The following is a 15,871-nucleotide window of genomic DNA, read 5'->3' on the forward strand; positions in this document are numbered from 1 at the left end:
TCAACGACGCCGCCGGTAGGGATATGCCGATCGATCACCGTGCGACGGGAGACCTGGCCACGCAGGAATTGTCGGTCGCGGTCGATAACTTTCGATCATCCCCCCGACGATGGAGGTTGGTCGATGTATCGACAGGGCGACATCCTGATCATGCCGATTCCGGAGGAGTCCGCGCCGCACACCATGCGGCCCGAGCCGCGGGACGCCCGCGGGCGGCTCGTGCTGGCCCATGGCGAGGCCACCGGGCACTGTCACGCGATCCCCGGTCCCGGCACGCTCTCCGGTGGATTCCTGCACCTCCCTGAGGGAGGAAGGCTGGTGCACGAGGAGCATGACGCGATCTCGCTGCCCAAGGGCTGGTATCGGGTGATCAGGCAGCGCGAATACGTGCCGGGGTCCTTCCGGGTGGTGGCCGACTGATGGAGACGCTGACGTGGGAGCGGGTCGCTCGGGCGACCGGCGCGGGAGGCGACCCGGAGGCGGCCGTCCGGCAGGCGTACCGCGATGCCGGGCTGGTGGAGCCTGAGCACGTTGTCGTGCTCAGCTCGCCCGCGGCCGGGGCTGTGGCGGCGGCATGGCTGACCGGCGACGACGCCCAGCGCCAGGCCCTTGAGGAGGCGATGCCGGCGGTGCGGGGGCCCGGCGGAGCCGACCGTGCTCAGGCGCTGTTCGGTGCACTGCGGCCGGTCGGTGAGCCGGGGCGGTCGGTGCGGGACGTCGTCCGTACGCAGCCGTGGGAGCGCGCGAGGGCAGCGCTCTACGCCGAGCTCGGGCCGACCGGTTGGGCGGCGCTCTGGGACCAGACGGGCGGACGGCTGTGGCCGCAGGTCGACCAATTGGTCACCGCCGTCCGCCGAGGGCTGGCCGACCTCGGTGGCGAGGCGCTGCGGCAGGTCACGTTGGACGCCGTGCTCGGGCAGCACGACGCCCCGTGGTTGTCGGCGTTCGACGGCCTGGACGGGCTGAAGCGGGTGGCCGAGTGCGCGGGCTGGTGGTGGCCGTACGAGCGGGTGGCGATCATCACGGAGCGGCCTGTCGAGCTGCACCTCGACGAGCTCGCACGGCTGCATCGCGCGGACGGGCCTGCCATGTCCTACTCCGATGGCTTCGCCCTGCACGCCTGGCACGGCATGCCCGTCCCCGCCGAGTTCGGGTCGTCGATGCGCGATCTCACGCCCGAGCGGATCCGCAACGAGGACAACGCCGAGCTGCGCCGCGTGATGCTGGAGCACTTCGGTTACGACCGCTATCTTGCCGAGTCCGGCGCCAGGCCCTTACATCGCGACGAGACCGGTGTCCTGTGGTGCATCGACCTGCCCGGCGACGAGTCGATCACCATGGTGGAGGTCGTCAACTCCACGCCCGAGCCCGACGGCACCAGCCGCACCTACTTCCTGCGGGTGCCGCCGTGGGTGCAGCGGGCGCGAGAGGGGGTCGCGTGGACGTTCGGCATCGCGGAGGAGGACTACCGACCCGAGCGCGAGACCTGACCGGGGAGAACTCCGCGGCGCCGACTCGGCCGGACGGCAGGGTCGCACACGCCAATGGAAAATCTCTGTAACTGCCATCCAATGCGGTGTCCCAATGCGGTGTCGAGGTGGAAAGCCGCAAAGCCGGCGGACACCCCGTGGAGCCACGGCCCTCCGGGCTGGTCCAGGTGTGGGAGGGGAGGTGGCGGCCTCCCTCGGGACGGCTGGACTGCAGACAATGCGGCAGTCCTCGGGGCCTAAGCCGCAGTCGACGCCGGGCGGGTGATGTGTGCCGAGCGGGTGATGGATGTGGTCCGCGCCAGGGCGGCGGTCTCTACGGGCAGGATGCGGGCAAAGACGTTCAAGCAGGTTTGAACCGAGTTTGGAGAAGCCCGGCGCAGGCTTCGCACCATGAAACCTCCCAAGAAACGCACCGCGTTCTTATCCCGCATCCTCCGTTCGATGCTGGCGGTGCCCGTCGTCGCCCTGAGTGTGGTCGCGGTCTCCGCGACGCAGGCGTCGGCGGTGTCCCGCCCGGCCATCGTCTCCGTGGCGCAGGACCAGCTCGGCAACTCCACGCGCAATCACGAATCCCCGATGGGCAGCGGCTGCAACTACTACACCGGGTACTTCCGCAGCTGGAAGCCCGCCGACGGCTGCCCGAGCAGTGACGGCGTCCGGTGGCGCAACAGCGACTGGTGCGCCGACTTCGCCAAGTACGTCTGGCAACGGGCCGGCGTTCCGTATGCCGATGTGCCCGAGGGCAGCGGAGGCGTCCTCACGGGATGGGCGTCGTCGTTCAAGGACTACGGCGTCAAGCACGGAACGTGGCACGCCTTCGGCAACGGCTACTCACCCCAGCCCGGTGACGCCATCGTCTTCGACTGGGACCAGAGCGGCGACATCGATCACGTCGGCATCGTGACCTCGGCGAACGCGAGCACCGTCTACACGATCGAGGGCAACAGCGGCGACCGCACCCGGAGCAACTCCTACTCCCGCTCCAACACCGACATTGTTGGCTACAGCGCTCCCGTCGGAGGGACCGTTGACGAGCCAAGGGTCGGCAACAGTGTGACGGGTGACTCGTACACTGACCTGCTGGCTGTGGACGCCGCGGGCAAGATGCTGCTCTACAGCAACAACTTCGTGCGTGATGATGGTCAGCCGTTTACGGGCGGCGCGCCGCGTGAGGTCGGGCATGGCTGGAGTAGTTCGACGAGGATCATTCCGGCTGATGTGACCGGTGATGGGTTCACCGACCTGCTGGCTGTGGACGCCGCGGGCAAGATGCTGCTCTACAGCAACAACTTCGTGCGTGATGATGGTCAGCCGTTTACGGGCGGCGCGCCGCGTGAGGTCGGGCATGGCTGGAGTAGTTCGACGAGGATCATTCCGGCTGATGTGACCGGTGATGGGTTCACCGACCTGCTGGCTGTGGACGCCGCGGGCAAGATGCTGCTCTACAGCAACAACTTCGTGCGTGATGATGGTCAGCCGTTTACGGGCGGCGCGCCGCGTGAGGTCGGGCATGGCTGGAGTAGTTCGACGAGGATCATTCCGGCTGATGTGACCGGTGATGGGTTCACCGACCTGCTGGCTGTGGACGCCGCGGGCAAGATGCTGCTCTACAGCAACAACTTCGTGCGTGATGACGGTCAGCCGTATACGGGCAGCGTGCCACGCGAAGTCGGGCACGGCTGGGCCGGCAGCACCCGCATCCTGACCTGACCCCATCCCCGCCGGTGTCGGCCGCCCACCACCCCAGGCGGCCGACACCGGGCGGGAGCGGCCAACTTCGGCAAGGCACTCCGAGGAGTTCGGGCCACAAAGCTTGGACGAATTACTTCCAGCGCAGAGCCCTTCGTCCGGTGAGCAGAAGGGTGAGCGGGCGCGGAGCTGTCGATCCCGGCGGCTGGACTCAGACGTTGCTGTCCGCCCAACCCGCCACCGTCAACTAGCCGCAAGGAGGACCCGAGGACAGCCCGGGGTCCTTTGCGTTGTACGGCACCGCCTCTGGTAAGCCGCATCGCTGTGCCCATAGGGTTTGGCCAAGGTCCGCCGAACCTTGTGGGGAGAAACCGATGGAGTTACGGCTCCTGGGTCCGGTCGAGGTGTGGAACGGTGGGCGGCAGGTTCCTCTCGGGGGACCCAAGCCGCGGGCCCTGCTCGCCGCCCTGCTCCTCGACGCCGGCCGCGCGGTCAGCGTCGAGCGGCTGATGGAGGCGATCTGGCGGGAGGACCAGCCGCCGACCGCGCGTGGTGTGCTGCAGACCTATGTCGCCTCGTTGCGCAGGGCCTTCGACAGCGCGGGTCTGCCGAGGATCATCGTCTCGCATCGGGTGGGCTACACGGCGGAGATCCCACCGGACGCCCTCGACAAGGACGTTTTCGAGCGGCTGGTGGACCATGGACGGCAGGCGGCGCGTACGGGCGGTCACCAAGAGGCGGCGGGTTTCTTCCGCACGGCGCTGGCCCTGTGGCGGGGCCCCGCCCTGGGCGGGATCGGCGACACCTTCCTGCGCCCGGAGGCCATCAGGCTGGAAGAGCTGCGACTCGCGGTGCTCGAGGAGCGGATCGCGGCCGACCTGGCGGCCGGCGGGGTCGAAGGTCTGATCGACGAGCTCACCGAGCTGGTCGCGGTGCATCCCATCCGCGAGCGGCTGCGCCGGGATCTCATGGTGGCGCTCTATCGGGCCGGTCGCCAGGCGGACGCGCTCGCGGTCTACCAGCAGGGCAGGCGGGCGCTGATCGAGGAGCTGGGGATCGAGCCGGGCCCGGACTTGCAGCGTACGCACGAGGCGATCCTGCACTCCGACCCCGCGCTGCTGGGCGCGGCCAGAACCGTCGCGCCCCGGCAACTGCCCTCCGCGCCCCCCGACTTCACCGCGCGCGAGGAGGAGCTCACCGCGTTACGCGACCGGCTCACCAGGCCGAACACCACGCCGGTCTGCGTGATCTGCGGACAGGGCGGCATCGGCAAGTCCGCTCTGGCACTGCGTGCCGCACACGAGCTCGCGCACTTCTACCCTGACGGCCAACTCCACGTGCAACTGCGCGGTACGACGCACACACCGGCCACCCCGGCGGAGACCCTGGGCCGCCTCCTGCGCGAACTCCAGCCGCCCGGCACGCAGCTCCCCCTCACCCTGGACGAACGCGCCAACCACTACCGAACCCTGCTGGCCGGCCAGCGCAAGCTGATCGTGCTGGACGACGCCAGTTCCGAGGCGCAGGTACGGCCCCTGCTGCCCAGCGGCCCCGGCTGCGGCGTGATCATCACCTCCCGCAACCGCCTAGCCGGACTGGACGGCGCCGCCCTCATCGACCTGGGCATACTGCCCGTCGAGGCGAGTATCGAACTGCTCGCCCAGATCGCCGGCCATGAGCGGATCACCATCGACCTCGACGCGGCACGGCACATCGTCGCGCAGTGCGGCGGCCTGCCACTCGCACTGCGCATCGCCGGGGCCAAGCTGGCCTCACGACGTCAATGGTCAGCGCGACGCCTGGCCGACCGGCTGGCCGACGAACAACACCGGCTCGACGAACTGGCCGCCGGAGACCAGGAAGTGCGGGCCAGCATCGCCTTCAGCTACGCCATGCTGCCCTCCGCGGAGAAGACGGCGCTGCGCCGGCTCGGACTGCTCGGCCTGCCGAGCTTCCCCGTCTGGGTGGCCGCAACGGCGCTGGAGACCGGCCTCCGCCAGGCCGAGCAACTGCTGGAGCATCTCGTGGACGCTTCGCTCCTCGAAGAGGCGGACGTGGACGCGACCGGCCAGGCCCGCTACCGGTTGCACGACCTGATCCGGCTGTTCGCCGCGGAACGCGCGCACGCCGAAGAGCCGGCGCAGGAGTTGACGGCCACGGTCAGCAGAGTCCTGGGCGGCTGGTTGTGGCTGATCGAGTGGTTGAGCCAGGCCGCCCCGACCGGGGCGATCCCCATGCGCGCCGCACCCGGGCTGGCTCGTCCGGTGGACGACGAAGCGGCGGGACCGGCGCTGGCCGACCCGCACGCATGGTTCCGCAGCGAGGACGAGGCCCTGATCGTCAGCGTGGAACTGGCGGCGGCCATGGACCTCGACGAACTGGCCATCGAGCTCGCCTGTGCCGTCTCGGCGGCGGCGTTCGAAGGCACCCAGTACATCTTCGACGACCCGTTCGCGGCCTGGCGCCGGATGCACGACGCGGCGCTCATGGTCGCGCAGCGGATGGACAACGTCCCCGGAGAGGCGGCCCTACTGGCCGGTCTGGGCCACCTCTACTACGCGAGGGACGCCTTCGCGGAGTCCCGCCAGTATCTCGGCCAGGCGCTGTCGCTGTTCCGTACGGCCAAGGACACTCGCGGGGAGGCGGCCACCCTCGCCGGGCTCGGCGCCGCCTGCCGCGAGCAGGGATACCTGGCCGAGTCCCTGCACTTCCTCGGTCAGGCCGAGACGCTACTGAACGACCTCGCCGACACGGCGGCCCTGGCGCACGTCAAACGGCTGTCGGGCACAGTACGCCTCGAACGCGGGGACTACCCGGCGACATGGGCGGATCTGACCGCCGCGCTGGCGCTCTACCAGCAGATGGGCAACCGCCGTGGCGCCGGGCTGACCCTCCGCAGCATGTCCTTGCACCACCGCGCCCGAGGCGAGCACGACAAGGCCGCGGAGCTGTGCGAGCAGGCGTTGGAGATCTTCCGTCCGCTCGGCGACCGGCTGATGGTGGCCTACTGCACACGTTCGCTGGCCAAGGCGTGGATCCGGCTCGGCGAGCACGACCAGGCGCGGCAACCGCTGGAAGAGGTGCTCGCCACCATGCGCGCCCTGCAGGATCGCTGGGGCGAGGCCTGCACCCTGCGGACGCTCGGCGAGCTCGACCTGGCCGAGGGGCGTCTCTACCAGGCCAAGAGCCGTCTGGAGGAATCGCTGCGGCTGTGGGAGGCGCTGCGGATCCGCCCCTTCCACGCTCGTACCCAACGTGACCTGGCACTGGTGCACCGGGCGTTCGGCGACGATGTCACCGCCGACGCCATCTGGGCGGAGGCGCTGGAGACGTTCCGATTACACGGCTGCCGTGAATATGACGAGCTGTTGATGGAAAAGCCCTCCTGATCCGTTTGCAGGGTTTTTGGAGCAGGCCGCTGCACCATGGCGTTGACGTCTCAGGCCGGAGCGTCCATGGCTGGCAACGGAGGGCTCCATGCAGGAGATCGTGTTCCTGTCCGATTCGCGGATCGCTGAGGTCCCGGTCAAGGAATGCGCGGAACCATTGGTGGATCTGCGCACTTTGGAGGCCATCCGGGTCGACCCGCGACTCGCCGACGAGGCGGGTGCGTACGCGCACGTCCGGCAGAGTGTGTCCGACCGCCTGGTCGTCGCGCAGACGCGACTGCCTCGCGAGCTGCGGTTCCTGATCGTCGAGGGATTCCGCCCGCCCGGCTTGCAGCGGCAGTACTTCGCCTCGGCCGTCACCCGTCAGCGGGCCGCGCATCCCGGCTGGGACGACGCACGTGCCCGGATCGAGGCGAGCAGGTACGTCTCCCCACCCGAAGTCGCCCCCCACATCACCGGCGGCGCGGTCGATCTGACCCTGTGCACCTCCGGCGGCGTCGAACTGGACATGGGTACGGAGGTCAACGCCACGCCGCCGGAGAGCGACGAGAGCTGCTACACCGACTCGACCGCGATCTCCGCCGAAGCCAGGAGCAACCGCCGCATCCTGGGTAACGCCCTGGCCTCGGCCGGCTTCGTCAACTACCCCACGGAGTGGTGGCACTGGTCCTTCGGAGAGCGCTACTGGGCGTACATCACCCAGGCCCGCTACGCCCGCTACGGCATCGCGGAGGACCTGACGCTCGCGGCGTCACGGTGACTCGGGTGGGGGATGCGCTCCAGGATGCCGCCGGCGAAGACGTCGTAGAGCCCGAGCGGCTCTAGGTGGACATATCCGATATGGCAGTCGCAAGCTGCAGCCGGGCAGGGCGGCCGGGGCCGCAACGCCGCGCGGTACGAGCCGTCGTACAGGTTGCCCAGCACCCCCGGGATGAAATGGCAGCGCCGGACCGTGCCGTCGCCGCTGACCGAGATCACGTCGTCCCCGGTGCGGCACGGCAGGCCCGCACTGGGGTGCGCGAACCGGCTGTAGTGGAAGAGGGGGTCGATCTCCGACCAGTCGGCCGCCTCGGCGTCGGTGTAGAGACGGCCCTCCTCGGCGTTGACCCAGAGGTAGGTCTCCGCGGGCAGGTCGGCCCTGAGCCGCCGCGCGTGCGTCAGGTGCGCGGGGTCGCCGACGATGCCCACGCTGTGGCGTACCGGCAGCGAGCGGATCTTGCCGAGGAACCGGTCGTAGGCGACCTGCGTCGGATGGTACGTCACCCACAGGGCCGCCCGGTCCGACGCCTCGGACAACCATGCGGTACGGCAGCTGAGATTCGTCTGAATGGCGACTCTCGTGACGTTCGGCAACCAGGAGAGCTCGACGAGCGCCCGCCTGTACCACGACCTGACCAGCCCTTCGCCCCACGGCGTGAACAGCACCGACACCTCGAACGGCTGCGCGGTCACCCACCCCGCGAACCGCTCCAGCGCCGCCTGGTCGGCCCGCAACTGCTCGGGGGCGTCGCGCCGTTTGGCGAACGGGCAGTAAGCACAGTCGTAGTCGCAGCTGGACAGGGGGCCGCGGTAGAGGATGGTCAGCATGGGGCGTACTCGTCCATGAGCCGCCTCACCTGCGGCGAGAAGAGCGCGGGCCCGATCGCGTCCGAGAAGGCCAGCCCCTCCGCCGTCAGCCGCACCGCGCCCGGATCCACCCGCAGCCACTCCGCGAACCCTTCCAGCGGGAAGTCGGCCAGGACGTCGGTGCAGAACCGGTCCAGGTAGAGCTCCCGTGACAGGCCCTCTGCCTGCAACAACGACTGGATGAGGTGCCGTCGTTTGCGCTCGTCGAGCGACAGCTCGAAGCCCACGTTGGCCACGCCGAACTCCGTCCGTCCCACGTAGTCGTCGATGATCGACCGCACGTGCCGCGCCTCCACGGCGTACTCGAACGAGTAGTGCAGCCGGCTCGTGTACGACCTTGCGCCGCACCCGAGCCCCACCATGCCGTCGGTCTGGCAGCAGTATTCCGTGGCCGTCCCGGCGCCGCCGGGCAAGCGGAACATGCGCATCGAGACCTGCTCGTATCCGGCCGCCGCCAGCCGGTCGCGCCCCGCCCGGTAGAGCTCGAGCCGCTGGTCGTCCCAGGCCCGCCCCTGTTTGCTCAGCCCAGTGAGCGGGCGGACGTAGAGGGGGTAGAGGTAGAGCTCCTCGGGCCGCCACGTCAGCGCCGCCTCGATCGAGGCGAGCCACGAGTCCACCGTCTGCCCGTCGATGCCGTAGATCAGGTCGATGTTGAGCACCGGCACACCCGCCGCCCGGATGGTGTCCAGCGCCGTCTCCACCTCGGCCCGCTTCTGCGGGCGTACGGCGGCGCGGGCCTCGGCGTCGATGAAGCTCTGCACACCGATGGACACGCGCATGGTCCCGCGCTCGACCAGTACGGTCAGGCGGTCCGGGGTGGCGGTGGCGGGGGAGGTCTCCACCGACAAGGGGATCCGGGCGAGATCGACGCCCATCGTCCGCTCGGTCAGGTCGAACAGCCGGACCAGCTCGCCCGCGCTGAGGTAGGTCGGCGTTCCGCCGCCGAACGCGGCCGTGGCGAAACCGGTCTCCTCCAGAGCGTCCCGCACCTGCACCGCCTGGCGTTCCAGCGTGTCGAGGTAGGCCGTGACCAGCTCCTCCGGGGCGCCCGTCCGCGTGAACAGGTTGCAGAAGCCGCACCGCATCTCGCAGAACGGGATGTGCACGTAGAGCGCACCCGGCCGTTCGCCCGCCCACACCTCCTTCAGCGGCGGCCGCGGGTCGAGTGGCCGGTAGGCGGTCTTGTGCGGATAGGCGTAGACATAGCCCTCATACGGCCGCATGATCCTCCAGTACGAACTGCGCATATGGAACCGTCCAGACCACCTCGTGGCCGACCCGGTGGCCGGTGTGCCCGCCCTCGCCGTACGCCGTGCCGTGGTCCGAGCAGACGATCACCAGGCAAGGGCGGCGCATCAGCCCGTAGAGCCGCCCGATGTGCCGGTCCACGTAGCGCAGGGCCGCGGCGTGGCTCTCCAGCGAGTCGCCGGTCGCGCCGGGCAGGTAGAAATGGTTGGGCTGGTGCAGGGCCGACACGTTGACGAACAGGAAGACCTGCTCGCGTACGCGGCGCAGCACCTCGGCGGCCCGGTCGATCTGGTGCTCCAGAGATGCCGGATTCGTCACGCCGAACTCCGGCTCCCAATGGCTCTCGGCGAACAGGCTCGGAAGCGCGGACCCGAGCGGCGTCAGCTTGTTGAAGAAGCCCACGCCGCCCACGCACACCGTGTGGTAACCGGCCCGGGCCAGGCCCGTGGGTAGGTCGGGCGCGTCGAACACCCACGTGCCCGCGGCCGTGGTCTCGCTCCCGGGGAAGGTGGCCGCGAACAACCGCGGATGCGGCCCCGGCGTCACCGGCGTCGGCAGGAAACCGGCGAACATGGCGGCGTGCGCGGCGTAGGTGAAGCTTCCCGGGCTGTGCCTGCGCTCCCACGACACGCCCGGCGGCAGGAGGCCGGTCAGCTGACCGGCGGCCGCGAGCTCGGCGGCGACGTCGTAGCGCAGCGTGTCGAGCGTCACCAACAGGATGTCGTGGCTGCCCACAATGGCGTTCATGTCGAGCGCGCCTGTCCGGGAGGACACTGTCGTCCTGTCGAGCGGGCCCGCCTCTTGCCGCGTGCCGGTCATGAGACCCCCGCCGCCGCGGTCGTCGCGTCGGGGGTTATCGCCCCCGGCAGGATCGCCCGGACCTGCTCGGCATAGGTGTCCCGCCCATTTCCTGAAATATCCCCCAAACCGGGCAGCAGGTCCCCGAACGCGTTCACCTCCGCCACCATGACCGAGCGCCAATCCGCCCCCACCATGACATCCACTCCCGTGGCGAGGCTGCCGGGAAAACACGCGGCCACCCGCGAACAGACCTCCAGCACCCGCTCCCACAACGCCGGCCGCGACCGCACCATTTCGAGGTCGCCGCGCTGCCCGCCGAGGTGCAGGTTCGTCATGGGAGTGCGGCTCATCCGCACCACCGCGTGGGTCGGAACCCCGGCGACGGTCACCACCCGCAGGTCGAACACCTTCCCGCCGAACGACGCCTTCGGGAACCACCGCTCCACGTGCAGCCCGTCCCCGGCCAGGAGGTTCACGATCTGCCGCACCTCGTCATGGGAGGTGTAAGTGCGCACGCGCAGCGAGTTGAACAGCCCGCCCTCTGCCCCCCAGGCCGCCGACGTGACGGCCTGGACGCGGTCACCACGCGCATGAAGCGCGATCACGCCCGACGCCGACGACCCGTGCGCGGGCTTGACGAACACCCGCGCCCACCCCCTCCGTGCCATCTCCGCACGCAGCTCGGCGTACGAGGAGATCGCGAAGGCCGGCGGGACCGGCACTCCCGCGGCCGACAACACGGCGTGGCAGCGCCGTTTGTCGAACATCACGGCGATCTCCCGGACGTCGCCGAGCAGGCGCACGCCCCCGATCGCGGCGACCCGTTCCAGCCCGGCGGTGAAGGCGGCGTACCAGGACGCGCCTCCGCCGACCCGCGCAGGATCCCCGGGCCCGCGCAGCAGCGCGTCGGTCTCGGCGTCCTCGCCCGGCGAGTCCAGCCGCAGCAGCGACCCCTCGGGCACGTGGAGCTCCCGCCTGGTCAGCACGTCCCGCCAGGAGACCACGTATGGCTCAGCCAGCCCCGCGGCCAGCACGGCGTCGCGGAACATCGTCACGCGCCGATGCCCGGGGATCCCTACCACGGCGAGGCGCACACCGCTCAGCACGTCACTCGCTCACCGCGACGAACCGCCACGCACGATCGAAGCTCTCGTTTCCGGAGAGCACGACGTCGACTCCCGGAAGGGCCTTGGCCATGCGCTCGATCATGGTGGCCGACAGGTAGTTGTGGTCGAGGTTGAGCCACCGCAGGTGGGTGAGCGGCTGGCCGCTCAGCAGCGACTCGGCCCCAGCGTCGGTGAGCGAGCCCATCGACAGGCTCAGCGACTCCAGCCTGGCCACGATGGGCGCGGCGCCCACGGCGGCGGCGATCTCGTCCTGGAACTCGGCGTTCTGCAGCCGCAGGTGGCGCAGCGCGGGCAGCCGTTCGCCGCTCATGATCGGTGCGAGATCGCCGACGGTCGCATCCCCGCCGTACTGGTCAGAACCGAACCACAGCTCCAACAGCTCCAGCGCGGGCAGGTCGCTTCCGGCCACCGCCCGGACGACGTCGCCGCCGAGCCCGCCGGTCTCCATCCGCAACATCCGCAGCGATCCGTGCCGCACCGGATGGAGCCTGAGATCGCTCCCGCCCCGCACTTCCAGACGTTCCAGCTTCGGGAACGCCTCCAGAAGCGGCGTGATGTCTGCCTGCTGGATCCACGAGATCTCGGACTCCTCCGGAGAGATCGCACCCAGGAAGATCGAGCGCAGCGCGGGCAACCGTGCCGCCTCGGCGGCCAGCCGGGCCACGATGTGGTCGGCGGGGGTCTCGTAGCAATCTTCCCACTGGCCGATGACGAGGGCGGTGACCTGTGTGGTGTCGACGTGGTCGAAGAGCCAGTCGAGAGTCTCGCCGATCTCGTCGGGGGCGTCGTCGTCCCATTCGTTGCCGGTGAGCCGCCACGCCGCGGAGCCGCCCGCCGGCTGAGGGCCGTCTTCCTCCTGCCAGGGCGCGTGGGCGATGGGTAACCCGCCGTATTCCTCGTAGTAGCGCTCGTAGTGGCTGGGCAGCTCAGTAAAGTGGATCATGGTCGTCGGTCCGTCGTGCGTCACTCGTCCACCGCCACGTAGCGCCATATCTCGTCGTCGTCCTCGCTTTCGTCGGGCTCCTCCTGATCGGACAAGTCGACCTGCACGCCGGGCAGGGCCTCGGTCACCCGCCGCATCATCTCGTCGCCGAGGTAGTGGTGGTGCAGGTCGAGCCGGCGCAGGTGGGTGAGGGGCTGGCCGGTGAGTAGCGCTTCGGCACCCTGGTCGGTGAGCACGCCCATCGACAGGGCGAGCGTCTCCAGCCTGGCCACGACCGGCGCCGACGCCACGGCGGCGGCGATGTCGTCCTGGATCTCGCTGTCCTGCAGCCCCAGGTGGCGCAGCGCGGGCAGGCGCTCGCCCCGGAGGATCGGGTCGAGGTCGGCGACCGTCGTGGTGCCGCCGTATTCCTCGACGCCGAGCCACAACTCCAGGTGATCGAGCGCGGGCAGGTCACTGCCGGCCACGGCCCGCACGACCGAGCCGTCGAGCCCGCCGGTCTCGACCCGCAACATCCGCAGCGCCGCATGCCGGACGGGGCTCAGGCGCAGCCCTGTGCCGCCGCGCATCTCGAAGCGCTCCAGCAGCGGGTATGCCTCCAGGACCGGCGTGACGTCGCTCTGCTGGATCCACGAGATCTCGGAGTAGTCGCTGCTGATCGCGCCGAGGAAGAGTGCGCGCAGCGCCAGCAACCGGGGAGCCTCCCGGACCAGCCGCTCGACGATGGGGGCGGAGGTCTCCGTGTAGCAGTCCGGCCATTCGCCGATGACGACGGTGGTGACACGGGAGGCGTCGGCCCGCTCGAAGAAGGCGTCGAAGGCGTCGCCGACGTTGTCGTAGCTGTCGTCGGGCCACGAGCTCGCGCTGATCCGCCATGCGACCGCGCCGCTGTCGGGCGGCGGCTCACCGGGGGACAAGATGATCTGAACCACCGGCAGCCCGGCGTAGCGTTCGGCATAGCGGTGCTGATAGCCGAAATATTGGTCGTACTCGATCATGGGTACGTCCTCGGTCGGGGGGTTGACTGTCCTGTCCTACCAGACCCCGCCGACACCTTCGTTCACTCGAAGAGCGCTCTTCCCCAATAGTCTCCCGCGTCGCGGACGCCGGGCGGGACTGCGAACAATCCGCTCGAAACATGCTTGATGTATTCGTTCAGCGGGTCGTTCTTGGCCAGCTTCAGCTGCACCGGCACGAACTGCTTTCGCGGATCGCGCTGGTAGGCGATGAAGAACAATCCGGCGTCCAGCCGGCCGAGCCCGTCGGAGCCGTCCACGAAGTTGTAGCCGCGCCGCAGCAGGTGAGCGTTGCCGTGGAAGCTCGGATGGGCCAGACGGACGTGGGCGTCGGCCGCGATGACCGGCTGGCCGTCCGGGGCCTTGGCGGCGAAATCCAGGGTGTCGAACTCGGCCTTCTTGCCCAGCGGCGCGCCCTCACCCTTGTCTCTGCCGATGATCTGTTCCTGCTCCAGGAGCGACGTACGGTCCCAGGTCTCGATCATCATGCGGATCTTCCTGGTGACCATGTACGTGCCGCCCGCCATCCAGGAGCTGCCGTCCTGCGCGCCCGCCCACAGCTGGTCGCGCAGCAGATCGGCGTCCTCGAGCTTCATGTTGTTCGTGCCGTCCTTGAAGCCCATCAGGTTGCGGGGCGTGGTCTGGGCCCGCGAGGTCGACGACGTACGGCCGAAGCCGAGTTGCGACCAGCGGACGGAGACCCGGCCGAAGCCGATTCTGGCCAGGTTGCGGATGGCGTGCACGGCGACCTGAGGGTCGTGGGCGCACGCCTGCACGCAGATGTCGCCGCCGGATATTTCCGGAATGAGCTGCTCTCCCGGAAGTTTCGGCAGGTCGGCCAACGCCGCGGGCCGCTTGGCCGCCAGGCCGAAGCGGTCGTCGAAGAGCGACGGTCCGAAACCGATCGTCAGGGTCAGCCCCGACGCCGGCAGCCCGAGGGCTTCGCCCGTGTCGTCGGGCGCGGCCTCCGGCGCGCCGCCCACCGCGCCGAACGACCCCGCCTCCTTGCCCTGCGTCAGCCGCGCCGCCGCGGCCGTCCACTCCTGCAGCAGGTCGACCAGCTCGGCCCGCTTCTGGGTGGTGACGTCGAACGCGACGAAGTGCAGCCGGTCCTGGGCGGGTGTGACGATGCCCGCCTGGTGTTGCCCGTAGAAGGGGTACGGGTCGGAGGTGGAGGATGCATGCGCGACCGGTTGCTCGTCGAACAGCGAACCCGCCGCCACCGCCCCGGCCCCCACGACCGCGGCACCCGCCGCGCCCAGCCCGAACAGCCCTCTGCGACTCATCCGCCGCTTGTCGACCCCGTCGTCCGAGGCCGCTGACGGGGAGCGCTCGTCTTCTGGGGGCGCTGACGGGGAGCGCCCGGGTTCTGTGGGTTCCGACATCGCGTCCTGCCTCCCGCTACTTCGCGACCACCGGGGCGATCTTGCTGATCGGCTCGCCCAGCGCGTTGATCGCGTCCGACAGCGTCTTCAGCTCGGCCTTGGACAGCTCGTTGTGCAGCTGCCACCCGTCGCCCTTCCGGTGCACCTCCAGCGCCGCCTCCGCCGCCGCGAACTGCTCATCCAGCGTCTTGACCAGGTCAGGAGCCCGCTCCTCGAGCACCGGCCGCAACGACTGCACGGCAGCCTTGGACCCTTGGAGGTTGGCCGCGAAGTCCCAGAGGTCGGTGTGCGACCAGATGTCCTCCTCGCCGGTGATCTTCCCGGTGGCGACCTCGTCCAGCAGCTCCTTGGCGCCGTTGGCCAGGTTGAGCGGGGTCAGCTCGGCGGCGTTCGCCTTCTCGACGATGGTCTTGACGTCGGCCATCAGCTTGTCGGCCATCGGCCCGGACTTGCTGACGTCCTTGTGGATCCACAGGTCCTTCTCGATCTTGTGGAAGCCGGTCCACTCCTCGCCCTCGGCCAGGTCCGCCTCGCGGCCGTCGATGGCGGGGTCGAGGTCGCCGAAGATCTCCGCGACCGGCTCGATGCGCTCCCAGTACGTCCGCGACACCGGGAACAGCGCCTTGGCTTCGTCGATCTTGCCGGCCTTGACCGCGTCCACGAACTCCTGCGTCTTGACCAGCAGCGTGTCACTCTGCGACTTGACGTAGCGCTTGTAGCTGGCCACGGCGTCGGCCAGCTTGGCGTCCGCGGTGAGCTTCTTGTGCTCGCCGGTCACCTTGAGCGGGTTGCGGATGCCCTTGCCGACCATGCCCGGCTTGCACGCGGTCTCGTACGCCCCCGCGGGCAGCTCGGCGATCAGCTCGCGAGTCAGCCCCGGCACGATGTTCTCGACCTCCGCCATGACGCGGTCGCCAGGAGCGTACACGTAGAACTCGGTCACCTTGGAGCCGCCGTTGGTGATCGCGAACGTCGTGGTGCCGGCCGCGACCTCGGCCGCGGCGACCTTGCACTCGGTGTCGTTCGCGGCCACGGCGATCTTCCCGGGCTTGGCGGCTCCCGACGAGGCGGGGGCGGCGGTGGTGCCCCCGGACCCGCAGGCGGTGAGGCCGGCGAGGGCGAGCGCGCCGAAGGACAGACGAATTGCGGTACGCATG

At 69.7% G+C, this 15,871-nt stretch carries 13 protein-coding genes; 5 read left to right on the forward strand and 8 right to left on the reverse strand.

From position 1 onward, the window contains the following. Positions 1–123: 123 nt before the first annotated feature. The 5 genes from ACTWPT_RS00305 (at position 124) to ACTWPT_RS00325 (ending at position 7,328) form a co-directional block, all read left to right on the forward strand. Positions 124–420, forward strand: coding sequence for a hypothetical protein (locus tag ACTWPT_RS00305; RefSeq protein ID WP_443175154.1), 297 nt, complete (start codon positions 124–126; stop codon positions 418–420). Next, positions 420–1,490: a DUF6745 domain-containing protein gene (locus ACTWPT_RS00310; RefSeq protein ID WP_443175155.1), complete on the forward strand. Its 1,071-nt coding sequence runs from the start codon at positions 420–422 to the stop codon at positions 1,488–1,490. Before ACTWPT_RS00305 ends, ACTWPT_RS00310 begins: the two co-directional genes overlap by 1 nt. 390 nt (positions 1,491–1,880) lie before the next feature. Continuing rightward, positions 1,881–3,200 (forward strand): FG-GAP-like repeat-containing protein, encoded by a 1,320-nt coding sequence (locus ACTWPT_RS00315; protein ID WP_443175156.1) that lies wholly within the window; start codon positions 1,881–1,883, stop codon positions 3,198–3,200. A 353-nt stretch (positions 3,201–3,553) separates the two neighbouring features. After that, positions 3,554–6,568 (forward strand): BTAD domain-containing putative transcriptional regulator, encoded by a 3,015-nt coding sequence (locus tag ACTWPT_RS00320; RefSeq protein WP_443175157.1) that lies wholly within the window; start codon positions 3,554–3,556, stop codon positions 6,566–6,568. An 88-nt stretch (positions 6,569–6,656) separates the two neighbouring features. After that, positions 6,657–7,328: a M15 family metallopeptidase gene (locus ACTWPT_RS00325; protein ID WP_443175158.1), complete on the forward strand. Its 672-nt coding sequence runs from the start codon at positions 6,657–6,659 to the stop codon at positions 7,326–7,328. On the opposite strand, the gene ACTWPT_RS00330 is transcribed toward ACTWPT_RS00325, so the two are convergent. The 8 genes from ACTWPT_RS00330 to efeO all read right to left on the reverse strand — a co-directional run bounded on the left by ACTWPT_RS00330 (position 7,286) and on the right by efeO (position 15,870). Beyond that, entirely contained in the window at positions 7,286–8,155 is an 870-nt protein-coding gene (locus tag ACTWPT_RS00330; RefSeq protein ID WP_443175159.1) for an STM4011 family radical SAM protein, read from the reverse strand. The two genes, ACTWPT_RS00325 and ACTWPT_RS00330, sit on opposite strands and share 43 nt — an antisense overlap. Further along, complete coding sequence (locus ACTWPT_RS00335; RefSeq protein WP_443175160.1) at positions 8,149–9,417, reverse strand: STM4012 family radical SAM protein; 1,269 nt, start codon at positions 9,415–9,417, stop codon at positions 8,149–8,151. The genes ACTWPT_RS00330 and ACTWPT_RS00335 overlap by 7 nt, the downstream gene beginning before the upstream one ends. Beyond that, the gene (locus ACTWPT_RS00340; protein ID WP_443175161.1) at positions 9,404–10,189 is read right to left on the reverse strand and encodes an STM4013/SEN3800 family hydrolase; all 786 of its coding nucleotides are present in this window, start codon (positions 10,187–10,189) and stop codon (positions 9,404–9,406) included. Before ACTWPT_RS00340 ends, ACTWPT_RS00335 begins: the two co-directional genes overlap by 14 nt. A 68-nt stretch (positions 10,190–10,257) precedes the next feature. Further along, positions 10,258–11,349 carry an STM4014 family protein gene (locus ACTWPT_RS00345; RefSeq protein WP_443175162.1) on the reverse strand — a complete coding sequence of 364 codons (1,092 nt, stop codon included), beginning with the start codon at positions 11,347–11,349 and terminating at the stop codon, positions 10,258–10,260. Position 11,350: 1 nt separating this feature from the next. Then, positions 11,351–12,313 (reverse strand): STM4015 family protein, encoded by a 963-nt coding sequence (locus ACTWPT_RS00350; RefSeq protein WP_443175163.1) that lies wholly within the window; start codon positions 12,311–12,313, stop codon positions 11,351–11,353. Between the two features lie 20 nt (positions 12,314–12,333). After that, on the reverse strand, positions 12,334–13,311 hold the full coding sequence (locus ACTWPT_RS00355; protein ID WP_443175164.1) for an STM4015 family protein: 978 nt from the start codon (positions 13,309–13,311) through the stop codon (positions 12,334–12,336). A gap of 62 nt (positions 13,312–13,373) precedes the next feature. Further along, positions 13,374–14,615, reverse strand: coding sequence for an iron uptake transporter deferrochelatase/peroxidase subunit (gene efeB, locus ACTWPT_RS00360; RefSeq protein ID WP_443175165.1), 1,242 nt, complete (start codon positions 14,613–14,615; stop codon positions 13,374–13,376). 115 nt (positions 14,616–14,730) lie between these two features. Beyond that, positions 14,731–15,870 carry an iron uptake system protein EfeO gene (gene efeO, locus ACTWPT_RS00365; protein ID WP_443175166.1) on the reverse strand — a complete coding sequence of 380 codons (1,140 nt, stop codon included), beginning with the start codon at positions 15,868–15,870 and terminating at the stop codon, positions 14,731–14,733. Position 15,871 lies beyond the last annotated feature (1 nt).

Origin of the sequence: Nonomuraea sp. 3N208 (assembly GCF_052245935.1) — a bacterium.
Lineage (GTDB): Bacteria > Actinomycetota > Actinomycetes > Streptosporangiales > Streptosporangiaceae > Nonomuraea.

Coding starts and splice junctions, on each gene's coding strand:
- ACTWPT_RS00305 (WP_443175154.1), top strand. CDS start 124: ATGTATCGACAGGGCGACATCCTGATCATGCCGATTCCGGAGGAGTCC.
- ACTWPT_RS00310 (WP_443175155.1), top strand. CDS start 420: ATGGAGACGCTGACGTGGGAGCGGGTCGCTCGGGCGACCGGCGCGGGA.
- ACTWPT_RS00315 (WP_443175156.1), top strand. CDS start 1,881: ATGAAACCTCCCAAGAAACGCACCGCGTTCTTATCCCGCATCCTCCGT.
- ACTWPT_RS00320 (WP_443175157.1), top strand. CDS start 3,554: ATGGAGTTACGGCTCCTGGGTCCGGTCGAGGTGTGGAACGGTGGGCGG.
- ACTWPT_RS00325 (WP_443175158.1), top strand. CDS start 6,657: ATGCAGGAGATCGTGTTCCTGTCCGATTCGCGGATCGCTGAGGTCCCG.
- ACTWPT_RS00330 (WP_443175159.1), bottom strand. CDS start 8,155: ATGCTGACCATCCTCTACCGCGGCCCCCTGTCCAGCTGCGACTACGAC.
- ACTWPT_RS00335 (WP_443175160.1), bottom strand. CDS start 9,417: ATGCGGCCGTATGAGGGCTATGTCTACGCCTATCCGCACAAGACCGCC.
- ACTWPT_RS00340 (WP_443175161.1), bottom strand. CDS start 10,189: ATGAACGCCATTGTGGGCAGCCACGACATCCTGTTGGTGACGCTCGAC.
- ACTWPT_RS00350 (WP_443175163.1), bottom strand. CDS start 12,313: ATGATCCACTTTACTGAGCTGCCCAGCCACTACGAGCGCTACTACGAG.
- ACTWPT_RS00355 (WP_443175164.1), bottom strand. CDS start 13,311: ATGATCGAGTACGACCAATATTTCGGCTATCAGCACCGCTATGCCGAA.
- efeB (WP_443175165.1), bottom strand. CDS start 14,615: ATGAGTCGCAGAGGGCTGTTCGGGCTGGGCGCGGCGGGTGCCGCGGTC.
- efeO (WP_443175166.1), bottom strand. CDS start 15,870: ATGCGTACCGCAATTCGTCTGTCCTTCGGCGCGCTCGCCCTCGCCGGC.